The 21,662-nt window shown below is 41.0% G+C and carries 17 protein-coding genes; 14 read left to right on the top strand and 3 right to left on the bottom strand.

All coding sequences use genetic code 11. The features are described 5' to 3' along the window. Positions 1-207 precede the first annotated feature (207 nt). From ACGHAV_RS14945 to ACGHAV_RS14900, 10 genes are all read left to right on the top strand, one after another. Positions 208-1,062: a hypothetical protein gene (locus tag ACGHAV_RS14945; RefSeq protein WP_390382368.1), complete on the top strand. Its 855-nt coding sequence runs from the start codon at positions 208-210 to the stop codon at positions 1,060-1,062. Continuing rightward, complete coding sequence (locus ACGHAV_RS14940) at positions 1,059-2,189, top strand: hypothetical protein (RefSeq protein ID WP_390382365.1); 1,131 nt, start codon at positions 1,059-1,061, stop codon at positions 2,187-2,189. The genes ACGHAV_RS14945 and ACGHAV_RS14940 overlap by 4 nt, the downstream gene beginning before the upstream one ends. Then, positions 2,182-3,072: a glycosyltransferase family 2 protein gene (locus ACGHAV_RS14935; RefSeq protein WP_390382362.1), complete on the top strand. Its 891-nt coding sequence runs from the start codon at positions 2,182-2,184 to the stop codon at positions 3,070-3,072. Before ACGHAV_RS14940 ends, ACGHAV_RS14935 begins: the two co-directional genes overlap by 8 nt. Before the next feature lie 77 nt (positions 3,073-3,149). After that, a complete protein-coding gene (locus ACGHAV_RS14930; protein WP_390382359.1) occupies positions 3,150-4,778 on the top strand; it encodes a heparinase II/III family protein in 1,629 nt (542 codons plus the stop codon). A gap of 12 nt (positions 4,779-4,790) precedes the next feature. After that, positions 4,791-5,960, top strand: coding sequence for a glycosyltransferase family 4 protein (locus ACGHAV_RS14925; RefSeq protein ID WP_390382356.1), 1,170 nt, complete (start codon positions 4,791-4,793; stop codon positions 5,958-5,960). Beyond that, positions 5,961-6,908 carry a UDP-glucose 4-epimerase family protein gene (locus ACGHAV_RS14920; RefSeq protein ID WP_390382353.1) on the top strand — a complete coding sequence of 316 codons (948 nt, stop codon included), beginning with the start codon at positions 5,961-5,963 and terminating at the stop codon, positions 6,906-6,908. A gap of 20 nt (positions 6,909-6,928) precedes the next feature. After that, a complete protein-coding gene (locus ACGHAV_RS14915; protein ID WP_390382350.1) occupies positions 6,929-7,477 on the top strand; it encodes a sugar transferase in 549 nt (182 codons plus the stop codon). Between the two features lie 95 nt (positions 7,478-7,572). Next, the gene (locus ACGHAV_RS14910; RefSeq protein WP_390382347.1) at positions 7,573-9,510 is read left to right on the top strand and encodes a polysaccharide biosynthesis protein; all 1,938 of its coding nucleotides are present in this window, start codon (positions 7,573-7,575) and stop codon (positions 9,508-9,510) included. 147 nt (positions 9,511-9,657) lie between these two features. Further along, positions 9,658-10,998, top strand: a complete 1,341-nt coding sequence (gene glmM, locus ACGHAV_RS14905) for a phosphoglucosamine mutase (protein ID WP_390382344.1) — start codon at positions 9,658-9,660, stop codon at positions 10,996-10,998. A 266-nt stretch (positions 10,999-11,264) separates the two neighbouring features. Then, complete coding sequence (locus tag ACGHAV_RS14900) at positions 11,265-12,440, top strand: nucleotide sugar dehydrogenase (protein WP_390382341.1); 1,176 nt, start codon at positions 11,265-11,267, stop codon at positions 12,438-12,440. An 84-nt stretch (positions 12,441-12,524) separates the two neighbouring features. On the opposite strand, the gene ACGHAV_RS14895 is transcribed toward ACGHAV_RS14900, so the two are convergent. After that, the gene (locus ACGHAV_RS14895) at positions 12,525-13,931 is read right to left on the bottom strand and encodes a mannose-1-phosphate guanylyltransferase/mannose-6-phosphate isomerase (protein ID WP_390382338.1); all 1,407 of its coding nucleotides are present in this window, start codon (positions 13,929-13,931) and stop codon (positions 12,525-12,527) included. Positions 13,932-14,306: 375 nt separating this feature from the next. Here ACGHAV_RS14895 and ACGHAV_RS14890 point away from each other — a divergent pair, with 375 nt between their 5' ends. Beyond that, complete coding sequence (locus tag ACGHAV_RS14890) at positions 14,307-14,981, top strand: YkgJ family cysteine cluster protein (protein WP_390382335.1); 675 nt, start codon at positions 14,307-14,309, stop codon at positions 14,979-14,981. Between the two features lie 45 nt (positions 14,982-15,026). On the opposite strand, the gene ACGHAV_RS14885 is transcribed toward ACGHAV_RS14890, so the two are convergent. Continuing rightward, positions 15,027-15,917 (bottom strand): LysR family transcriptional regulator, encoded by an 891-nt coding sequence (locus tag ACGHAV_RS14885; RefSeq protein ID WP_390382332.1) that lies wholly within the window; start codon positions 15,915-15,917, stop codon positions 15,027-15,029. A gap of 109 nt (positions 15,918-16,026) precedes the next feature. On the opposite strand from ACGHAV_RS14885, the gene ACGHAV_RS14880 reads away from it, so the two are divergent. Genes ACGHAV_RS14880 through ACGHAV_RS14870 form a run of 3 tightly spaced genes read left to right on the top strand, consistent with a single transcriptional unit; the run spans position 16,027 to position 20,252 of the window. After that, positions 16,027-17,730: an ABC transporter transmembrane domain-containing protein gene (locus ACGHAV_RS14880; RefSeq protein WP_390382329.1), complete on the top strand. Its 1,704-nt coding sequence runs from the start codon at positions 16,027-16,029 to the stop codon at positions 17,728-17,730. Next, positions 17,731-18,777, top strand: coding sequence for an HlyD family secretion protein (locus tag ACGHAV_RS14875; protein ID WP_390382326.1), 1,047 nt, complete (start codon positions 17,731-17,733; stop codon positions 18,775-18,777). Between the two features lie 26 nt (positions 18,778-18,803). Continuing rightward, positions 18,804-20,252 carry a TolC family protein gene (locus tag ACGHAV_RS14870; protein WP_390382323.1) on the top strand — a complete coding sequence of 483 codons (1,449 nt, stop codon included), beginning with the start codon at positions 18,804-18,806 and terminating at the stop codon, positions 20,250-20,252. Positions 20,253-20,344: 92 nt separating this feature from the next. Here the strand turns inward: ACGHAV_RS14870 and ACGHAV_RS14865 are convergent, their stop codons facing one another. Further along, positions 20,345-21,148 (bottom strand): hypothetical protein, encoded by an 804-nt coding sequence (locus tag ACGHAV_RS14865; RefSeq protein ID WP_390382320.1) that lies wholly within the window; start codon positions 21,146-21,148, stop codon positions 20,345-20,347. Positions 21,149-21,662 lie beyond the last annotated feature (514 nt).

Here is a 21,662-nt window from a genome sequence, read left to right as displayed (position 1 = left end):
ACGCAGCTTTTACTGCTGTTTTTGTCTTTAATTATGTTCTCGGCTTTTCTTTTTGAGCATGCACTAACAGGTGTTTTGCTTCTTAATTCAGATGAACTCGTGTACACATTAGATAGAGGAAAGTTGTTCGATTTTGAGGGAAAAAGTAGCCGTTTGATATGGTATTTTTTGAACGATTCTGTTTACGCTTATTCAGGTGTGTATGGAATGGAAAGTAAACTTCTTCCGATTTCCTCTCTTTTGTTTTTAAATTATATTTTATACGTCTCTTTTCCAACTATCGATAAAATTTCATACGCGATATTTTTCACTCCATATCTCATTTTTATTTCAATTATGGATTTGCGTGACGTTTTAATTATTTCGATTTGTTTTTCTGCTTTTTATTGCTTCATTCAAAGAAAGTATCTGTTTTTTTTGGTCGCGTGTTTGCTTTTGATTTTTTTAAGACCATTTGTTATTCCCTTAATAATTCTACCTATAGTGATAGTATCTTTTTTCGATAGCCGTGTAGGGTTTTCAAGCCGTTTATTTACAATATTTCTAGTAGGTTTGATCTTTTCTAGTCTTCTCTTTTTGTTTTTCGACAAAGCGAACTCTTATATTTATCGACTTTCTTTTTTGATCGATGGTGGTTTAAACGAATCGCTTCAAGGTGAGCAACTTTCTTTAAACACGAGCAGTGTAATTAGATATTTTGGCAAGTTCTTGTTTGCTCCATTACCCACCTCGCTGCTTGAGAGGGTCATCGTAGATGGAGGTCATGAGGTTTTTGGTGCAGTTGATGACACTGTAAGAGCCATTGGGCAGTTCCTATACTACATATTATTTGCCTATTTGGTCTGTAACTTAAAAGTTTTATTTGTTCTAACAAAGCGCGAAATTTTTCCGCAAAACGAAATAAAGCTTCTTCAGATTTTTATCACATTTTCACTCGCCTGGGTGTGTATTTATACTCTTTTTTCCCTTGGCGACGCACATACTAGGATAAAGTTAGTTCATATGATTTGCGTTACGATCTGTAGCCTGTTTATCTATACCTATAAGAGAAAAGTATCATGAAGAGAATTGCTTTCGTTGTAAAAACGGCAGGGTTAGAATTTGACGATAGGGTACGAAAAGAGGCTTTGTCAATACGTTCGATCGGCTATGATGTGACCATCTTTGTTCAGTTGAATTCAAATTTAAAGGAGACTGGTACTACCTCGTATGGGATAGCTTACGAGTCCATAGAATTAGAGACTAGAAATTTTTTGCCATCATCCCGCTTTTTATTGATTAAAGCATTCGAATTTTATCTACGACTACGTGGAAGGTTAAATCAGTTCGATTATGTGTGGTGCCACGAAGAGTACACATTTATATTTCCATTACTTATTGCAAAAAACAAGGTCATTTGGGATCTGCATGAGTTACCTATCAGATTTAACACAAAGTTCATGCAAATAGTTTATCGAGCGATAGAGGCAAGATGTTTATCAATTGTTCATGCTAATAAGTATAGGCTTCAGTTTTTGAAAAACACTGGTTTAGTGAGAAAGACTGAAAAGAACTTTGTGATTAATAACTATCCCGATGATAGATTTTTGAAAAGCACCATTAAGTCTTCCGTTAACGACGATTTTATAAAATGGAAGGGACAATCCAACTACGTTTATCTTCAAGGACTCACGACAAGTAAGCGCCTTCCGTATAACACTCTCAAAGCTGTTTTAACCGCGAAGTGCCGAGCTGTAATCGTGGGTAATATTGAAAAAGGAGTTATGGAACGCCTTAAGGAGGAATTTGGGGAGGTAGAAGTCCAAAGGCGACTTTTTTTGACAGGGATGATAGAACAGATGGCGATCAGAAATTTATTGATCGACGCACAGTTCACTATAGTTTTATATGATGACTCAACTCCTAACAATCGATACTGCGAAGCTAATCGCTTATATCAGTCAATTCTTTCTCGTGTCCCGGTCATAGTTGGTGCGAATCCGCCGATGGCCCAATTGGTTATGAGTTTAAAATGCGGAGTTGTCCTTGATGACTTTGGCGACGATCTTGAGTCTCTTACTTCTGCTGTTTTATTAATGAAACATAAAAGCCAGGAATACACAGTAAATGAAAGAAAATTAGAGCAACTCCTCTGGAGTGACACTCAAGTTTTTAAACTAATGACCTATGTTGAGAAAAATCATGACTGAATTGAGCATCATCATTCCGCACTTCAATTCTGAAAAATCTTTGGTCAGATTACTTGAAACTATACCTCTTTCCAATGATATACAAGTCGTAGTCGTAGATGATAATAGCGATAGCTTTGATATAGAATATTATAGGAAAGCTTATCCGAAGTATGAGTTTCATATCAATACGAGGGGAAAAGGTGCCGGTGGTGCAAGGAACACTGGGCTTACATTTGCTTGTGGCACATGGGTGACTTTTGCAGATTCTGATGATTATTTTTGTGAAAAAGAGCTGGAGAATGTTTTGGCTCTGATTAGTGAAAAAGATGTCAATGCTGATATTGTTTTCTTTAAACCTTCGTCGGTTTTTCTTAACGAAGAACGTAAAGCAACTAGACACAAAAAGTATGCAGAACTTGTAGCTGATTTTATCCGGGAATCGTCGGACATTAATAAAACGAAGCTTCTTTTTTCACATTATGTTCCTTGGAGCAAATTTATAAAGCTGGATTTAATCAAGAATAACAATATCCATTTTGATGAGACAATTATCGCAAATGATGGAATGTTTTCTGCAAAGTGTTCATTACTGTCGAAAGAAACTAAAGCATATGAAAATGAAATTTACACCGTCACTGTTTCGAGCGATAGCCTGACCAAAATAAAAAATGTTGAATTTTTTAGAGTACGTATCGAAGTTTTTACTCGAATGTATCACTTTTTACCATCCAATATTAAGAAGATTATCGGGATGTCACCTTTATCCTTGGTCAGAATGAGTCTTATTTATGGTTTGAGTGAGTTCGCTAGGACCGTTATTTATTTTCGAAGAAACAATGTAAAGTTCTTTCGATATTTGAATTTTGCATCATTACGTCGATTTATACTTTCGAACAAGTGACTTACTTCTGGCTGGAACTGTTTGAAAAAGTGCCGTGCTGAATTAACATATAGTCAATTCCGAGAAAATTATTTCTAATGAAAAGTAAATTAGCTTACTGTCAACAATTGTTCTTCACTTTACGATTTTTGACGTTACGTCAAATTTTTTATCGACTGTACTACAAAGTTAAAAAGCCTAAAGTTGTCAAAAGAAAGGTCAAAGAGCAGCGAGATTGGTGTTGGAAAGGTCCAACTCTTAACAAGCAAAGTATATTTAGCCAAAGTGATGTTTGCTTCTTAAACAGAAGCGGAAAAGTAGTTTCTTCCTGTGACTGGAATAGTCCAGAGCAAAGCAAGCTATGGCTTTATAATCTGCACTATTTTGATGACCTTAATTCTATTGATTATCAAGATAGGAAAGAGTTACATTACAGTTTTTTAAAAAAATGGATTGTAGACAATAAGCCGACTGTAGGAAATGGTTGGGAGCCATATCCAACGTCACTTAGATTAGTAAATTGGATTAAGTGGTTCAGTAAAAAGAGTGATGTAGATACTCGTTATCTTTCTAGTATTGCATTGCAAGCACAAGCGCTTAGACAACAGCTTGAATATCATATTCTTGGCAATCATCTTTTTGCTAATGGCAAAGCTTTAGTTTTCGTTGGCGCTTTTTTGACTGGTGAGTTTGCTGAAAGCTGTTTGAAAAAGGGGCTCGAAATACTCGACGGTGAAATAGAAGAGCAGTTTCTTTCAGACGGTGGGCATTTTGAACTTTCACCAATGTATCACTGCATACTGCTATGGGATTTGCTTGAGTTAATTCACCTTGCCGAGATTAGTAAAAATAAACAATTAATAACTAGGTTGGCTCACTGGAAACGCGTTGCTCAAAAGGCGCTGCTTTGGTTGGAATCGATGCTGCATACCGACGGCGAAATAAGCTTTTTTAACGATGCAGCGATAGGAGTTGCACATAACCCTGAAGAAATATTTAAATTTGCAAAAAATTTGAATATCAAGTGGGGAACTCCTTTAGCTCCTCTACATACGAATAGTGATACCGGTTACAGCCGGGTGATGCTTGGTAACTATTGTTTATTTATGGATCACGCCCAAGTCGGGCCAGATTATCTTCCGGGCCATGCTCACGCAGATACGTTAAGTATCGAGCTTTCGTTAGGAAGCGACAGGGTGTTTGTCAACTCAGGGACTTCCCTTTACGGGGTTTGTGAAGAGCGGTTAAGACAGCGACAAACAGCAGCTCACAATACTGTCGAGGTATGTGGGCAAAGCTCTTCTGAAGTATGGTCGGGTTTTAGAGTTGCAAAGCGTGCAAAAGCTTCACTTACTAGTTCGTCTGCTGATAGCGATGTGGTTAAGCTTGTTGCAAGTCATGATGGATATAAAAGGTTAAGACCGAAAGTCACTCATCAACGTGCTATTGAAGCAACTTCAGGTTTTTGTCAAATTGAAGATACACTGTCTGAGCAAGTTGAAGCCGTTTTTCATTTGCATATCCACCCAAGCGTAAACATTAATAAAGTTAACGCTAAAACAGTTGAACTAATAACGCCATCTAAACGCACTATTACGTTCACTAGCGAACTTGATATAAAGCTTATGCCATCAACCTATCACCCTAATTTTGGTGTTGCAATATCCAGCACAAAAATTGTTATACCTTTCATTAATGGGCAGTTAGTGACCCGTATGGATTTTTAAAGGGTTAGTATATTGAAAATCTTATTATTTTCTTTTTATTATAAACCAGACCTTTGTGCTGGTTCTTTTCGCATGACAGCGTTGGTCGAACAGCTGAAAAATATTCCCAATGTGGAAATAGAGATAGTAACTACAATGCCGAATAGATATGCAAGCTTTGCTTCTGAAGCATTGTGTTATGAGAATGAGAGAAATGTAACTATCCACCGCATAGAGTTGCCTTCGCATAATAGCGGAATGATGGATCAAATTAAGTCTTTTTATACTTACTTCAAACAAGCACAGAAGATTATTAAAAACAAAGATTACGAACTTGTTTTTGCAACTAGTTCAAGGCTGTTTACAGCATTTCTGGGTGCAAAAGTTGCTCGTCAAAAAAAATTACCACTGTATTTGGACGTTCGTGATATTTTCGTCGACACTATAAAAGATGTGCTCAGTCCAAAAATTACGTGGTTCGTTAAGCCACTGCTTGTCTTAGTCGAACGGTGTACGTTTGCAAAAGCTGACCACATTAACCTGGTGTCTGAAGGGTTTAAGCCTTATTTTGCAGCACGATACCCGCGTCCCCAGTACAGTTATTTTACTAACGGTATTGATGGTGAATTTCTGAGCGATAATCGTACCTACTCGTTTGTCGAAAAAACTGCTGAAGAGCCAATAACGGTTCTTTATGCCGGTAATATCGGCGAAGGGCAAGGCCTACACACTATTCTGCCAGCGCTTGCGAAGTTAGCAGGTAATCGCTATAAATTTAAAATTATCGGTGACGGTGGGAGGAAAAAGAACTTAGAAGAAGCAGTTGTAGGTTTACAGAATGTTTCACTCCATCCGCCGGTGTCTCGAGCAGACCTCGTCTCTGAATACTTAAACGCAGACGTATTATTTCTACATTTAAACGATTACCCTGCGTTCAGAAAAGTTTTGCCGTCTAAATTGTTTGAATATGCGGCTATGGGCAAACCTATATTAGCAGGAGTGCAAGGCTATGCGTCGCAGTTCATTGTGCAAAACTTAAATAATACGCAAGTATTTTTTCCAAATGATGCGCATAATGGTTTAAAAGCACTTTCTTCTTTGCAGCTTGAGCATACCGACCGAAAGGATTTTGTAATTAGGTTTGCAAGACAGAACATTATGAATGATATGGCTAAGTCTATAGCCCAGTTAAAGGGGTTATAAATGGCAACGGTTTTAGTTACTGGTGCAAGCGGCTTCGTTGGTCGCCATTTGGTTGATTGTTTACACGAAAGCGGTGCCGACGTAAGAGTCTTAGGTAGGCGAGATATTCATGCTAATAAATTTACTTTTTTTGAAAGTAATTTTAATGATGAAAATGAGCTGAGCGCCGCAACAGTCGGTGTCGATACTGTCGTTCACTGTGCGGCACGCGTGCATGTGATGCAGGAAACTGCCAGCGATCCTCTTTCTGAGTTCCGTGCGTTTAATGTAGACGCTACGCTCAAATTGGCCACACAGGCAGCGAAAAACGGCGTTAAGCGGTTTATTTTTCTCAGTACAATTAAAGTTAATGGTGAGAGCACTACGAACAAAGCTCCTTTTACAGCCTTCGATCAGCCAAGGCCAGAAGATCCTTATGGAATTTCGAAGGCAGAAGCCGAGCAAGGCTTAATCGCCCTTGCGGAGCGCACCGGCATGGAGTACGTTATTATTCGTCCACCACTTGTGTATGGGGCCGGTGTGAAAGCAAATTTTGCCGCTTTAATGGGATTGGTAAAAAAAGGTATTCCTTTACCTTTTCGAATGATTAAGAAAAACAGGCGAAGTATGGTGTCTGTTGTTAATTTAGTAGACTTAATTAGAGTATGTACCACTCATCCGCTAGCTAAGAATAATGTATTCTTAGTCAGTGATGACAATGATGTCTCTACATCTGAAATGGTTAAGCTGATGGCTTATTCGTTTGGAATGAGAGATAGATCAATACCAATCCCTCCATTTTTTTTCGAAGGATTAGCCAGACTACTCGGAAAAAAAGACATAGTCGAGCGGTTAACCGGTTCACTGCAAATCGACCTTACTCATACAAAAGGAACATTAGGATGGTACCCACCACAGTCAATTAAGAATGCGTTCGAAGCCACTGCAAATAACACACCTATCCACTAGCTTATAGTTGTTACTACTTTATGATTCGTTTTTTAGATTTAGTATTTTCTTTTATCGGTTTACTTCTTGGTTTCCCGATTTTTTTAACTCTCTTTATCATTGGCTTGTTTGATACTGGCTCACCTATCTTCAAACAAAAAAGAGTTGGTCGTTACAAAAAGCCTTTTACACTAGTAAAGTTTAGAACAATGAATGTGGATACGGCGTCTGTTGCAAGCCATCTTGCCAGCAGCTCTTCGATAACAAAATTTGGACACTTTCTCAGAAAAACAAAACTAGATGAACTGCCACAGCTATGGAATGTGTTAAAGGGTGAGATGAGTTTAGTTGGTCCACGTCCTGGTCTGTTCAATCAGGAAGAACTCACTCAAGAAAGAGGTGAGCGTGGAGTCTACAGTGTTCGTCCAGGCATTACTGGTTTGGCGCAAATAAATGAAATAGATATGTCTACCCCCAAACTTCTTGCTGAAACCGATAGAAAAATGATTGATGAACTCAATTTGTCTTCTTATTTCAAATATATATTTCTAACGCTTGCAGGAAAAGGCAGTGGAGATCGTGTTAAATAGCGGCTCGTGGCGTTCTAAACAACTAAAATGTGCTATTATCTTGTACTTTAGTATTGTTTTAGCGGCCGTTAACGCGTAACACCAAGGATTGTTGTTTGGAAACTCTAATCAAAACTCTTCTCTCATTGCCCAGAGCGCAAAAGCGATTGATAACGGTATTAATCGATGTTTCTTTTATATTGGCGTCATTCTGGGCGGCGATGTTTATTCGTCAAGACTCGTTTGATTCTGCTTTAAGTTCACAGCATTGGGTACTTATTGGTTTAGTTATTCCTGTAAGTGTTTCTATTTTCGTTAAGTTAGGGCTTTACAGAGCTGTTCTTCGATATGTAGGAATTAATGCACTTGGAGCTGTAATCGGTGGGGTTATTGCATCTTGTTGTGCTCTGATTGGCCTGGCATTTTTCTTGAAAATACCTATTCCGCGTACTGTCCCAATAATATTCATTTCATTTTCTTTACTGCTAATCGGCGGAAGCCGCATTATTGTGCGAGCTTTAGTTAACAAAGTAAGCGCCTCAAAACGTCGCCCCGTTATAATCTATGGCGCTGGCTCTGCGGGCAGGCAGCTAGCTACTGCTCTAAGGCATGGACCCGAATATCGTGTGGTAGCATTTATCGACGATGACAAAGCTAAGCATGGCTCTTTAATTGAAGGGCACTTGGTTCACGCCATGGACGATTTACAGTCAATTATACGCCATGAAAACGTAGAAAAAGTGCTGCTTGCACTACCCAGTACATCTAGATCTAGGCGTAAAAAAATTCTTCAAAAGCTTGAAAAGTATTCGGTAAAAGTACAAACCATTCCGGGCATGGCAGACGTGGTTGCAGGTGCCGTAAATGTAGACCAAGTTAAAGATGTTGAAGTTGAGGATTTGCTTGGCCGCGACCCCGTGTCACCAAAAAAAGCTTTAATGCACGCTGATATCAAAAACAAAGTGGTAATGGTTACAGGTGCTGGCGGGTCTATAGGCTCAGAGCTGTGTCGCCAAATCGTTAAGAACGAGCCAACAAAACTTGTTTTGTTTGAATTATCAGAGTTTGCTCTGTATTCAATAGAGCGAGAGCTCTCTCAGTTTGTAGCTGAACGAGGCCATCACATTGAAATTATCCCGATAATGGGCTCTGTTCAGAAACAAAATAGACTAGAAACAGTAATGAGCACTTTTAGTGTTCAAACGGTTTACCACGCTGCGGCCTATAAACACGTACCATTAGTTGAGCATAACGTTGTTGAGGGAGTACGAAATAACATCTTTGGTACCTTGTACACGGCACAGGCTGCGATAAAAAGTAACGTTGACACATTTGTATTGGTGTCTACTGACAAAGCAGTAAGACCAACGAATGTTATGGGCACAACTAAACGGATGTCGGAATTAGTACTACAAGCGTTAGCCGATAAACAGAGCTCCACACGTTTTTGTATGGTTCGTTTTGGTAATGTTCTGGGGTCGTCAGGTTCTGTAGTACCATTGTTTCGCAAGCAAATAAAGCAAGGTGGTCCAGTAACACTTACCCATCCTGACATAACCCGTTACTTTATGACTATTCCGGAAGCAGCACAGCTAGTGATTCAAGCAGGCGCCATGGGCATGGGCGGTGATGTGTTTGTATTGGATATGGGCGAGCCAGTAAAGATAAAAGATTTAGCAACTAAGATGATTCACTTATCTGGTTATTCTGTTAAAGACGATAAACACCCAGATGGCGACATTGAAGTAGTATGTACTGGACTTCGTCCGGGTGAAAAACTATACGAAGAACTCCTTATAGGCGAAAACGTTGAAGGCACAACGCACGAACGTATTATGACCGCGCAAGAAGTGAAACTGAGCTGGAGTGAACTAGAAATTATCTTATCTAAGTTAGACTTGGCCTGCCATAACTTCCAACATGAGAAAATAAGAGAAATTTTGTTAGCTGCGCCTACAGGTTTTAAACCCGCAGATGGAATTTGTGACTTAGTATGGTTGGAAAGACAAGTCATCTCGTCAAAGAAAGCAGATGTGCTTAAATTGAAACACTAGTATCTAGCTTTAAATATCAAAATACGGGTGGTGTAAAACTGCCCGTTCTGTTTTACATGTCCCACATAACATTTTCAATGAACAAACATTTAAGCATTTAGCATAAATGTTTTAAGTGTTATCGAATAATCTTAAAGGAAGTTTAAAATGCCACAGAAGTTTTTTGGCACAGATGGAATTAGAGGGAAAGTCGGCGAGTTTCCAATGACGCCCGATTTTGTAATGAAGCTTGGTTGGGCAGCTGGCGTTGTACTAGCAGCAGATGGAACAAAAGAAGTGCTAGTGGGTAAAGATACGCGTGCCAGTGGCTATATGCTTGAATCTGCTTTAGAAGCAGGTTTGTCAGCCGCCGGTGTTAACATTGCGCTTGCGGGCCCCATTCCCACCCCAGCGGTAGCTTATTTGGCCTCAACATTTCGTTCAGACGCGGGTGTTGTAATTAGTGCCTCTCACAACCCTTACTACGACAACGGTATTAAATTTTTTGGGCGAAGTGGCGCTAAACTTGGCGCAGCACAGCAAAACGCAATTGAAGAAAAATTACAGTATGCCTTACAGCACGGCATTGAGTGTGTAGATTCTGAAAAGCTAGGTAAGGCAAGACGAATTGAAGATGCATCTGGTCGGTACATAGAGTTTTGCAAAGGCACGTTTAATTCAGAACTAAGCCTTGAGGGTTTAAAAATAGTTGTAGATAGTGCCAATGGTGCGGCTTACAAAGTGGCTCCCAGTGTATTCGAAGAGCTTGGTGCTACGGTTATTAATATTGGTAACAAACCTAACGGCGTTAACATTAACTATGAATGCGGCGCAACGTCACTCGCTGCACTTAGTGCTTCGGTTATTGAATGTAAAGCTGATTTGGGTATTGCCGTTGACGGCGATGCCGATCGCATAATGTTTGTAGACGGTAACGGCGAAGTTGTGGATGGTGACGAGATACTCTTCTTAATGGCAAGAGAAGCAAAGCAACAAGGTTATAAAGGCGGTGTTGTTGGAACCTTGATGAGTAACCTTGGTTTAGAGCTAGCCCTTCGAGAATTAGATATTCCATTTGTTCGTTCGAAAGTAGGCGACCGCTACGTAGTTGAAAAACTAAATGAAAACGGATGGAAAATTGGTGGTGAAACATCAGGCCATATACTGAACTTCAACTACACCTTCACGGGCGATGCGATTATTGCTGCTCTTCAAATTTTGTCGATTATTGTTAAAAGTGGGTATTCGTTAAGCCAGCTTAAACAAGGTATGAACAAGCTTCCACAATGCATGGTGAACGTGCGTCACAGCAACCTAGATTCGGTATTATCACTCGACTCGATTAAGCACGAAGTAGCAACTGTGCAGGAAAAATTGGGAAATACTGGCCGCTTGGTGTTAAGAAAGTCAGGCACTGAACCACTTATTCGTGTAATGGTAGAGAGTGAATGCGCAAATACTGCCACTGATCTTTCAAATCATTTAGCTGATTGCATTAAAGCTAGCTAAATATGCAAAACGTGTAGCTAGTATCTGCGCTACACGTTTCCCCTCATTTATTCTTTTGCTTCACACATTCTGATAGCGTCAATATTCAGCAAAGATGTAAATATAAAATTTCAAATAAAACAAATGCAGCAATAACTAGTAAATAACGCGCTAATAATGCAATATTTGTAGTCGTAAAACGGTAGTTTACTCATAATAAAATGCAGCTAATACAGTGTGGTTAGTATGCGTAAAGAAGGCAAAATATAAAAGTAACGGAGAACAGGGTGAAAAAATACAAGATTGCAGTGGCTGGAACAGGCTATGTAGGGCTGTCAAATGCCGTACTATTAGCCCAGCACAATGATGTAAAAGCAGTCGACTTGGTTGCTGAAAAAGTAGCGCTTTTAAACAGCAAGAAATCGCCCATTGAAGATAAAGAAATTTCTGAGTATTTAACAACTAAAGAACTTAACCTTGAAGCTACGTTAGATGCCGAGCATGCATACAAAGACGCAGATTATGTGGTTATAGCCACCCCAACCGACTACGACCCTCAAACGAACTATTTTAATACAGGTAGCGTAGAGGCGGTTATCAAAACAGTAATGGAAATTAACCCTAATGCTGTCATGATTGTAAAGTCAACTGTACCGGTAGGGTTTACTAAAGACGCAAAAGCGCGTTTCGGTACAGAAAATATTATTTTTTCACCTGAGTTTTTACGCGAAGGCAAAGCACTTCACGATAACTTGTATCCTAGCCGTATAATTGTGGGCGAGCGCAGCGAGCGTGCCGAAGTGTTTGCAAAGCTGTTGCAACAAGGCGCAATAAAAGAAGATATTGATGTGCTGTTTACTGACAGCACAGAAGCAGAAGCCATTAAATTATTCGCTAATACCTATTTAGCAATGCGTGTAGCGTACTTTAATGAATTAGACAGCTATGCAGAAAGAAACGGCTTAGATACTAAGCAAATCATCGAAGGTGTTGGGTTAGACCCTCGCATAGGGAAGCACTACAACAACCCTAGTTTTGGTTATGGCGGCTACTGCTTGCCGAAAGACACCAAGCAATTGTTAGCTAATTATAGCGAAGTGCCTAACAACATGATTCAGGCTATCGTGGACGCAAACCGCACGCGTAAAGACTTTATTGCCGATTCAATTGTTAGCCGCAAACCGAAAATTGTGGGCATCTACCGCCTTATCATGAAGTCTGGTTCTGATAACTTCCGTGCTAGTGCTATTCAAGGCATTATGAAGCGCATTAAGGCCAAGGGCATTGAAGTTGTGGTGTACGAGCCGGTATTAAAAGAAGCTGACTTCTTTAATTCGCGTGTTATTAACGATCTGGAAGAATTTAAGAAAGTATCTGATGTTATTGTGGCTAACCGCGTAACAGCGGATGTAGAAGATGTTCTGAATAAGGTATACAGCCGCGATTTGTTTAACGCTGACTAGGGAAGCCTTTTCAAATAGTGATAAAAAAACCGAGCTTCAAGCTCGGTTTTTTTATTTTATGCAGATAACTATATTTTCAGAAAACTATTTATCCGAACGTCCGTATCGGTCAGAAAAACGCACTATGTCATCTTCGCCAAGATACGCGCCCGACTGCACTTCAATAAGTTCTAGTGGAATCTTACCTGGGTTTTCTAGGGCATGAACAGCACCAATTGGAATGTAAATAGATTCGTTTTCCGTAAGCATGGTGGTGCCGTCATTAACGGTAACGTTTGCAGTACCTGAAACCACTACCCAATGTTCAGCGCGATGATGATGCATTTGAACAGACAGCTTTTCACCAGGTTTTACCGTTATGCGTTTAACTTTGAAACGGCCGCCTTCATCAATTGAATCGTAACTTCCCCAAGGGCGGAACACTTCACGGTGAAATTCAAACTCTGGGCGTTTGTTCTTTTTAAGGTTGTTAACAACGGTTTTTATTTGTTCTGAGTTTTTCTTGTTAGCAACCATTACCGCATCTTTGGTTTGTACAACTACCACGTCGTCTAAACCAATAACCGACACCAAGCAGTCTTCTGCGTTCACATAGCTGTTTGTCGTGCTCTCAAGTAGCGTGTCACCTATTGAAACATTACCGTTGTCATCTTTGTTGCCTGTCTCCCATAGTGACGACCAACTACCAACGTCAGACCATCCGGCATCTAACGTAACCATTGCCGCATCTTCGGTTTTTTCCATTACAGCATAGTCGATTGAATCGCTTGGGCATGTGGCAAAAATATCTTCGCTAATACGAATAAAGTCTAAATCTCTTTCGGTTTGAGTAATAGCTTTTGTACAAACAGCAAACATCTCTGGCGCGTGTGTCTCTAATGCTTTTAAAAATACGCTTGCTTTAAACATAAACATACCGCTATTCCAGAAGTACTCTCCTGAATTCACATATTGCGTTGCGGTATCCATGTCAGGCTTTTCTACAAACTGGCTTACTTCGAAGCCATTACCCATCGCAGGGCCGGCCTTGATATACCCGTACCCGGTGTGGGGTTGTGTTGGTACTATGCCGAAGGTAACTAATTTACCTTGCTCTGCAAGAACTTGGGCCTGTTTTATCTGAGCCTGAAAAGTAGCGCTATCTTGAATTAGATGGTCAGCGGCCAACACTAAAAGAGTAGGGTCTTCTCCATTTGTAGCTGCATGTAGTGCGGCAAGTGCAATGGCCGGAGCTGTATTTCTGCCTACCGGTTCAAGCAAAATATCGCTGTTATCGATATTAATTTGACGCATCTGCTCAGCAACCAAGAAACGATGTTCTTCGTTGCAGATAATTGAAGGAGGCAAGGCATCTAAGCCATTAAGACGTTGCACAGTTTCTTGAATCATTGTTTTATCTGAAGTTAGCGCTAAAAACTGTTTTGGTAGCGCTGCACGAGACTTCGGCCATAATCGGCTTCCGGTGCCACCGGCAAGAATAACTGGCTTCATTAAGCGTTCCTTGATTTTCGTATACTTATTCTTGGCTCAGTATACTAAGTTATTTGAATATTTAAACGGATAAAGGTTGTTTTGGTACAGTTTGAATATTACTTATATGCTTGAAAAAAAACTTTCCAAGTCTCGAAATTCAAAATAAACTTCGCGTCAATTCAACCCCTGCTATTAAGCTTCAAGCTTATCCACACCCGGCGGGGAAGAAGCATGCTTTAAAATATTGGTGGCAGAGTACTTATTTGTTCCCAATGCGTTCTGTGCAACTGGTCCTTAAAACCAGCAAACAGAGTTTTGAGTTCATGCTACCTATTACATTTTGCCAGCATGAACATGTATATGTTTTAGTTTGCTTTTATAAGCGGAGTCGTTATGAATAGGCTGCGTGAGCTGTCCAGTCAAGTGATGGATGTTTACCAATCTCTTTCTAAAGAATTCAGCGCATACCAATCCAGCCAGTCATTGAACTGTGTTGAGAAATGTGGTGCGTGTTGCAATAAACCTGACATTGAAGTGTCACCATTAGAAATGTTGCCTTTTGCGTTGCACCTGTTCGATACGGGGCAAGCTGAGCAGGCGTTTGATGAACTAAACAATTACAGCGGCTTCGCTTGTAAGCAATATGAGCGCTTAAGTTTAGACGGCACAGAAGGCTACTGCGGAATTTACGAGTATCGACCAGGCATTTGCCGCATGTTTGGCGCTGCAGGTTATAAAACAAAATCTGGTGAAGCCACACTGTCGGTGTGCAAACCAATTAAGCAAGCCGTTCCAGAAAAGTACGCGGCCGCGCTAATCGCTATACAACCACAGCGTTCCAATGCCTTTGAATTGCCAGTGATGGGTGATATTGCGGCAAACAGTGAGGTTCTAATTACCTCTGCAAAACCGCCTATGATTGCAGAAGGCAGACAAAAGCTTGCACAGTTAGACTATGAGTTGGGTGAAAAGCTTATGCCAATTAACGACGCATTGCGTTTTGTTTTAGAAAAAATTCTAATACTTAGCGCCTATTCACAAGATATAAATGATGGTGTTGCGGCTTAAATTAAATGGGGTCATAAAATGTAGCCTGGCCCCTCTATTAGTGCGCTACGCTAAAATCGCCCTCGCCGCATGAATTATCGACTCACTAATCGTATAGTCAGCTCTACTTCTGCCTGTAATGGCGTAATAGCGTTCGTTAAGGGTTGCAGCATTACCAATACAATGCACGTCATATTGTTCTTCTACATGAGATGAAATAGCGGAAGGCGCGCAAAATACGCCAAAGTTTTCGCTGCCAAACAGTTTAAGTAGGGCGGTGTCGTCAAACTCGGCAACAATTTTAGGGTAAAGCTGTTCTGTTTCCAGCCAGCTGGTTAGCACATTACGGATACCAGATGTGTTGCCTTGAATTAACAGCGGCATGTTGTTTAAACATTCAGGAAAGTGTTGTTCTGCAGAAAGCGGTTGTTTGGCAAAGAAGCTTAACGAGCTTTCACCTAAAAAATGGCCGTTTGCATTTACTTGCGTACCGGGTGCAATACTTCTATCTGCTACAATGAAATCAATGGTGTTAACAGCTAGCTCTTTTAATAAGCCGTCGAAGCTATCTTCCTTAATCACATACTTAACATTTGAAAACTGTCGCATAGTGGTGTGCACAAAATCGTAGAAAAGTACTTTAGGTATGCCGTTAGTAATACCAATCACGAATTCCTTCGTATTCACTTCGTCGCTATTGTTAAGTATTTCAGCCAATTGGTTGCCTTTATGAAATATTTCACTGGCATACTGATACGTCACTTTGCCTTTCGTGTTTAAATGAAGGCGTTTATTAATTCTGTCGAACAGCGAATAACCCAACTGAGCTTCAAATGTACTTAGTTGGCCGCTTACGGTTTGAGGCGTAACGTGCAGTAGTTTCGCAGCTTTTGCAATACTGCCTTCGCGGGCGACTAAAAAGAAATAATACAGGTGATGATAGTTTAGATGATGCATAACTAAGCTTTTATCGATGAACTAAGAAGAATATAACAGATTTATTCTAAGTAAGTGTTACATTATACTTAAGTGCAATAAAGCTAGCGGTGTTACTGAAGATACTATTATGGCAAAAGCAATTAACTTACGTGAAACGCGCAAGACGCTCTTTTCTCTCCTTAAACCTGAATCTGGCTTTTTCTGGGTAGCCATTGCGTATGGTGTTGCAATTAGTTTAATGACGTTGGCTGTACCTATTGCGGTTCAAACGCTTATAAACAGTATTGCAAATATTGGCTCAACCCGCGCAGTAGTTATTCTGGCCGTTGTGTTGTTTCTTACATTATTTATATCAGGTGTTTTTAGTGCACTAAGAATGCGAGTAATGGAGTTTTACGAACGTAAAGTATATGCCCGTCTTACGTCTGAACTAGGCCTTAAAACTATCATGGCGCCGCATAGCTTTTTCGAGGGCCGTCAGAATGTAAGTATTACGCAACGTTACTTCGACATTATGACACTGCAAAAGAACATTCCTTCGTTGATGATCGACGGCTTTGCTTTGGTGCTTCAAATGCTGGTGGGCTTTACCCTCGTTTCCTTCTATCACCCAGCACTGTTCGCATTTAACGTAGTGTTGCTTTTAACCATGTACGCTGTGTGGAAAATTTGGGGGCGTGGCGCTAAGCGAACCGCTATCGAACTTTCTAATGCAAAATATGCATCTGCTAAATGGCTGCACGATATCGCCAGCGCACACGAGTTTTTTAAGTCTGCCGACCATGTGGAATACGCAGGAAGAAGTACCGAAGGCTTTATTAATAGCTATGTGAAAAAGCACAAAGCACATTTTCACTATACGTTCTCGCAAGTTGTCATGTTCCTTCTTATGTATGCCATCTCAAGTGCTGCGCTTTTAGGCATAGGTGGTGTGCTGGTTGTGCAAGGTGAACTGTCTATTGGTCAGTTAGTGGCAGCGGAGCTGGTTATGTCAGCAGTATTCCTCGGCTTGTCGCGTTTTACACAGTATTTAAAACTGTATTACGAGCTATACGGCGCTGCCGAGAAACTAGGAGGTGCACTTAAAATACCGCAGGAAGTGCTGCATTCTGATTCAGTGGCTATCCCGGCATCTTCAAAGTTGGTATTTAATAAAGTGACGTTGGCCTACGGCGATGATAGATGCGAGGTAGACGTTACGTTAGAGCCTGGTACACAATACTTTGTAACATCCGATAAAAGCTGGGTGCAAAAGCAACTTCTGGGATATCTTAAGAAGTATGAGCGCGTGCCAGCCGGCGACATCCTGCTTGGCGATTTGAGTTTAAACGACTATGACACTCACGAATTACGCCAGGCAGTAACTATACTCGACCGCTCATTAATTGTTGAAGTATCTATAGAGCGATACTTAAAGCTGGCACAACCAGAAGCTACTTTTGCTGACATACGTAAAGCGCTTGAAGAAGTAGAGATACATAATGTTATCGATGCCTTGCCAGAAGGGCTACAAACGAAAGTCACTGTGCTAGGTGCACCGCTACAACCGCTAGAATTTCTGTTATTGAAATTAGCAGCTGCCATTGTAGCAAAACCAAAATTGTTAATACTGAATCAGCATTTTGATGCGATTCCAGTCGACCTGCGCTCACGTCTGCTGAAACGGCTTAAAAAGTACGAATTCACCGTGCTGTATTTTACCAATATGCCAATGTCTGAATGTTTGAGCGGTGTGCTGCACATGCATGATAATGCGCAAGCGACCATTTATGATATTGATGAGGTTGAATGTGCTATGAAAGGTGACCAACAGTTAGGGGAGGATGCATAAATGAATAATGCAGAAAGACGTTTCCTCGACAACATTGAAACACTGCCAGCCTTGCATGTACCCAAACTGCACAGGGTAGTAAGCGGGATTATTATTTTTCTCGTTCTATCTGCTGGCTTGGTGTTGTATTTCACGCCTTGGATCCAAACAGCTTATGGTACTGGAATGGTTGATTCACTGGACCCTAAAGATCGTACTCAACCCATTAATGCGTTGGTAGATGGGCAAGTTAAGCAATGGCATGTTCGTGAAGGCCAGCAAATTAAAGCGGGCGATCCTATTGTTACGCTTATTGATATTGATGCGCAGCGACTTGAAAAACTGCAGTCACAGCTATCAGCTGCTAATCTGAAACGAGAGGCGAATGAAACGGCAGTAAGAAATGCTGAAAATAACCTCGCGCGTCAAAGGGCACTTCAAGAGCAAGGTTTGGTGTCGACAAAAGAAGTAGAAAAAGCACAAATAACAGTGCAAGAGCTTCGCGCAAAGGCAGCAGCTTCGGTGTCTGAAATTAATGAAGTAAGCATGACCTTGTCACGTCAGTCTACGCAAACTAAAAAAGCGCCGGTTGATGGTACGGTGGTAAGACTGCTATCAGGTGGCGTATCTACCTACGTAAATTCGGGCGATATTCTAGGCCAATTTATTCCGGCTGATGCAAAGCGAAGCGTGCGCGTAACGGTTAGAGGTTTAGATGCACCATTAGTTAAGCCAGGTGCTAAAGCGCGCCTACAGTTTGAAGGTTGGCCTGTATTTCAGTTCAGTGGCTGGCCTGGTGCGGCTATCGGTACCTTTGGTGGCGAAGTGGTATACGTTGAGCCCGTAGCAAATTCTACCGGTGACTTTAATGTGTGGGTCCGCCCTGATGAAAATGATGTCCCTTGGCCTGCCGAAAGTTCAGCTCGTTTGGGAAGCCGCGTAAAAGCATGGGTGTTACTAGAAGAAGTGCGCCTTGGGTATGAAATGTGGCGTCAGCTTAACAACTTCCCACCTTTACCTACCGAACCGCCTCAATCCATGGGAGGCGTTAGCAGCGCAACATGGTAATTACTAAAGGAAGAGCATTGCAATTAATGAACGCAGTAAACAGTCTAGGGCTGAATTTTGAATTGCTTAAACGTGCGATGGGCGCAGCTGCATTATTAGTCATACTCAATGCCCCTGTATCTGCGAAAGACAATGTGCAGATGCCCGCACCAACAATTGATGCGCTTATTAATAGTATGGTGAGCTATCACCCCTATGTACTAGCAATTAATGAAGGTAATTATCAGGCTGCCGCGGAACTCGAAATAGCGCGAAGTAATTTTGACCCGTTTATTGAGCAAAAAACGAATAGCCGCGTAAGTGGCTATTACGATGGCACAAGTTTGGCGCAGCGTTTTTCAAATCCTATAGAAGATTTTAACGGTACGGTATTTACCGAATATCGTTTAGCAGGTGGTGACTTTCCATCTTATGAAGGCGCATACGACACGCTATCAGCAGGTGAAGCTAGTGTAGGTGTAGCAATTTCACTTCTTCAAGGCCGTGAAATTGATAAAAGAAGAACTGAATTACGCAATGCGGGTTTAGCCACATCTCAGTGGCAAGCGCTTGCCACTAGCATGATCAATGAGTTTATTTACAAAGGTGTAAGTGAATACATTTCTTGGTATGAAAGCGCACTGTCGGTAGAAGCGGTGAAAGGGTTATTAGAAACCGCTGAAGAGAGAGAAAGGGCACTGGTTACACGTGTACAAAAAGGCGATATCGCCAGTATCGTTCTTACCGAATTCAAAGCAAACCTTTTACAGCAGCAGTTATTGCTAGCAGAGCTTCGTCAAAAGCGCGATGCGCACGCTCAGCTACTCTCATTCTATTGGCGAACTGAAAGCGGTGACATGCTGCGAATTCGAGAAGACCAACCGCCGAAAGAAATAGAATGGCCCTTTTGGGTAGGCGAAGGGCAGCTTGTTAAGTTAAGACAAGCGCTACGTCAGCATCCTGAACTAGATGTCATGAAGTTAGAGCAGCAGGTGGTTCAAAATAAAGCGGCACTAGCTGAAAATAGTTTATTGCCAAAGTTAGATTTAAAGGCGTCAGTTGCACGTGATGTAGGCTCTGGCTCTGAAACTTTAGAAGGCACTGAAACAAAACTGGGCCTTTCTTTTAGTTACCCGCTTGGGAACAGAAAAGCGAAAGCTGAAAGATCGCAGCTGTTATCAAAGCAAAGAGAGCTACAGCACAAACTGACTTCAACCGAACAGTCGATAACGCAGCGGTTTGAGCAAGCTTATGTGTATTGGTTTCAAGCAAAAGATATCGTAAAGCTGCAAAGTGAAAATGCAGAGCTTGCAAGAACCCTTTCTCAAGTAGAGCGAACGCGCTTTGATGCTGGGGACAGCGACATGTTTGTAGTTAATGCGCGTATGCAAAGTGAAATAAGAGCGCAGATTAAAGAAATCAAAGCAAAAGTGGACTTGTTAAAAGCTGAGTTAATGCTCTATAAAGAAGCCGCACAGCTTTATACGGTAAACTAAGTCACCTAAAACGAGTTATACGAACGCACAAAAAAGCCGCTTAATGTCAGCGGCTTTTCACTAATAGGTAAAATGACAGCGTTAACGCTCTATTAATTAATTGCGCTGTCGAAGTCTTTTTCGCTTAAGCCTGCTGACAATGCATACTGCTTAAGCTTTACTTTATCGACACCTGCGTTTTGCGCTGTGTTCAATATACGAATAACCTGTTCGCGCTGTTCTGACGATTCACGTACAGCTGTTTCTACAACCGATTGCGCTTTATTTGGAAATACAGCAAGTAGCGCATCTACCACGTACTCACCAACAAATGGCACTGCGTTAAGAGCACTTGTCATAATGTCTACAATCTTGTTGGGGTGCTCTTGAGATAGAGTTTGAACAATACTGTCAGCTGCGTCCGGTTGCGTTAGCACCGCTACTCTCACTATTTCATCTAATTCTTCCGGTGTTGCAACAGATGCTGCGTGTACTACAAAGTCAACATAAGTAGGCTCAGCTTTAATAGCCAGTTGAACAATGCTAGGGCAGCTAGCAACATCTTTCTCTATTGCTAGTTTTACAATTTCTTCAGTGAACGCGGGTTGAGCAGAAATGGCTGCAAATATGATTTCACGATACTTGTCAGGGTAAGTATCAAGGGCAACGCCTACAATTGAAACAATTTCTTGTGGATAGTGACTCGCAATAGAACTAATAGCGCGTCCGACAGACATTGTTTGATTAACTTGTCTTTTCAGGAACGTGGTTTGAAAGTGACTATTGTCATCTGATGAGTTAGTTGTGCTTGAGTCTGAGCCTGTCGCTTGTGTAGTTACACTATCTTGCGCCATCGCTACTACACCTACATTTAATGTAATGGCTGCGGTAGTTAGCAATGTAAGAGTTTTTAACATAAACCCACCTTTTATAGTTATAGCGTAGTTTCTAACTTATGGCTGCGTGCAACGCAGTTTTCGTTAAAATGAACCTAACAGACAACAATGAACCGAAACATCTTTATTCACCAGGCGTTGTTATTTATACGCTTAACGGCAGATTGATTCGCGACTTTAGGAGTTACTACTTTATAGGTTTTAAACGACCATCCTATTAGTAATTAGTCCATATTGTCTACTATTTATCACATCTGACTAGAAAATAAGCGTTCAGTTCACTTTTATCAATTAATTTGCGTATGGCGCTTGACCTTTAGTTATAGATCTCTACAATGCGCATCCGCTTCGGGGGTAAAGCAAAACAGCAAACCTCTTGGAGTAAGTCTCTACTACCTTTATAGGCCAGTAAAGACGGGAGTTTGAAAGAAACGCTTTCGAAAATAAATTTTCAAAAAGTGTTGACACTGAAAACTTCCAGCGTATAATGCGCACCTCACTCGAACGGGGTGAGTCACTAAGAAGCAGCGCTTCT

This window comes from Alteromonas sp. MTD1, assembly GCF_042848195.1.
Lineage (GTDB): Bacteria > Pseudomonadota > Gammaproteobacteria > Enterobacterales > Alteromonadaceae > Alteromonas.
Note: the sequence above shows the minus strand (reverse complement) of the source record. Positions and strands in the feature narration are given on the sequence as shown.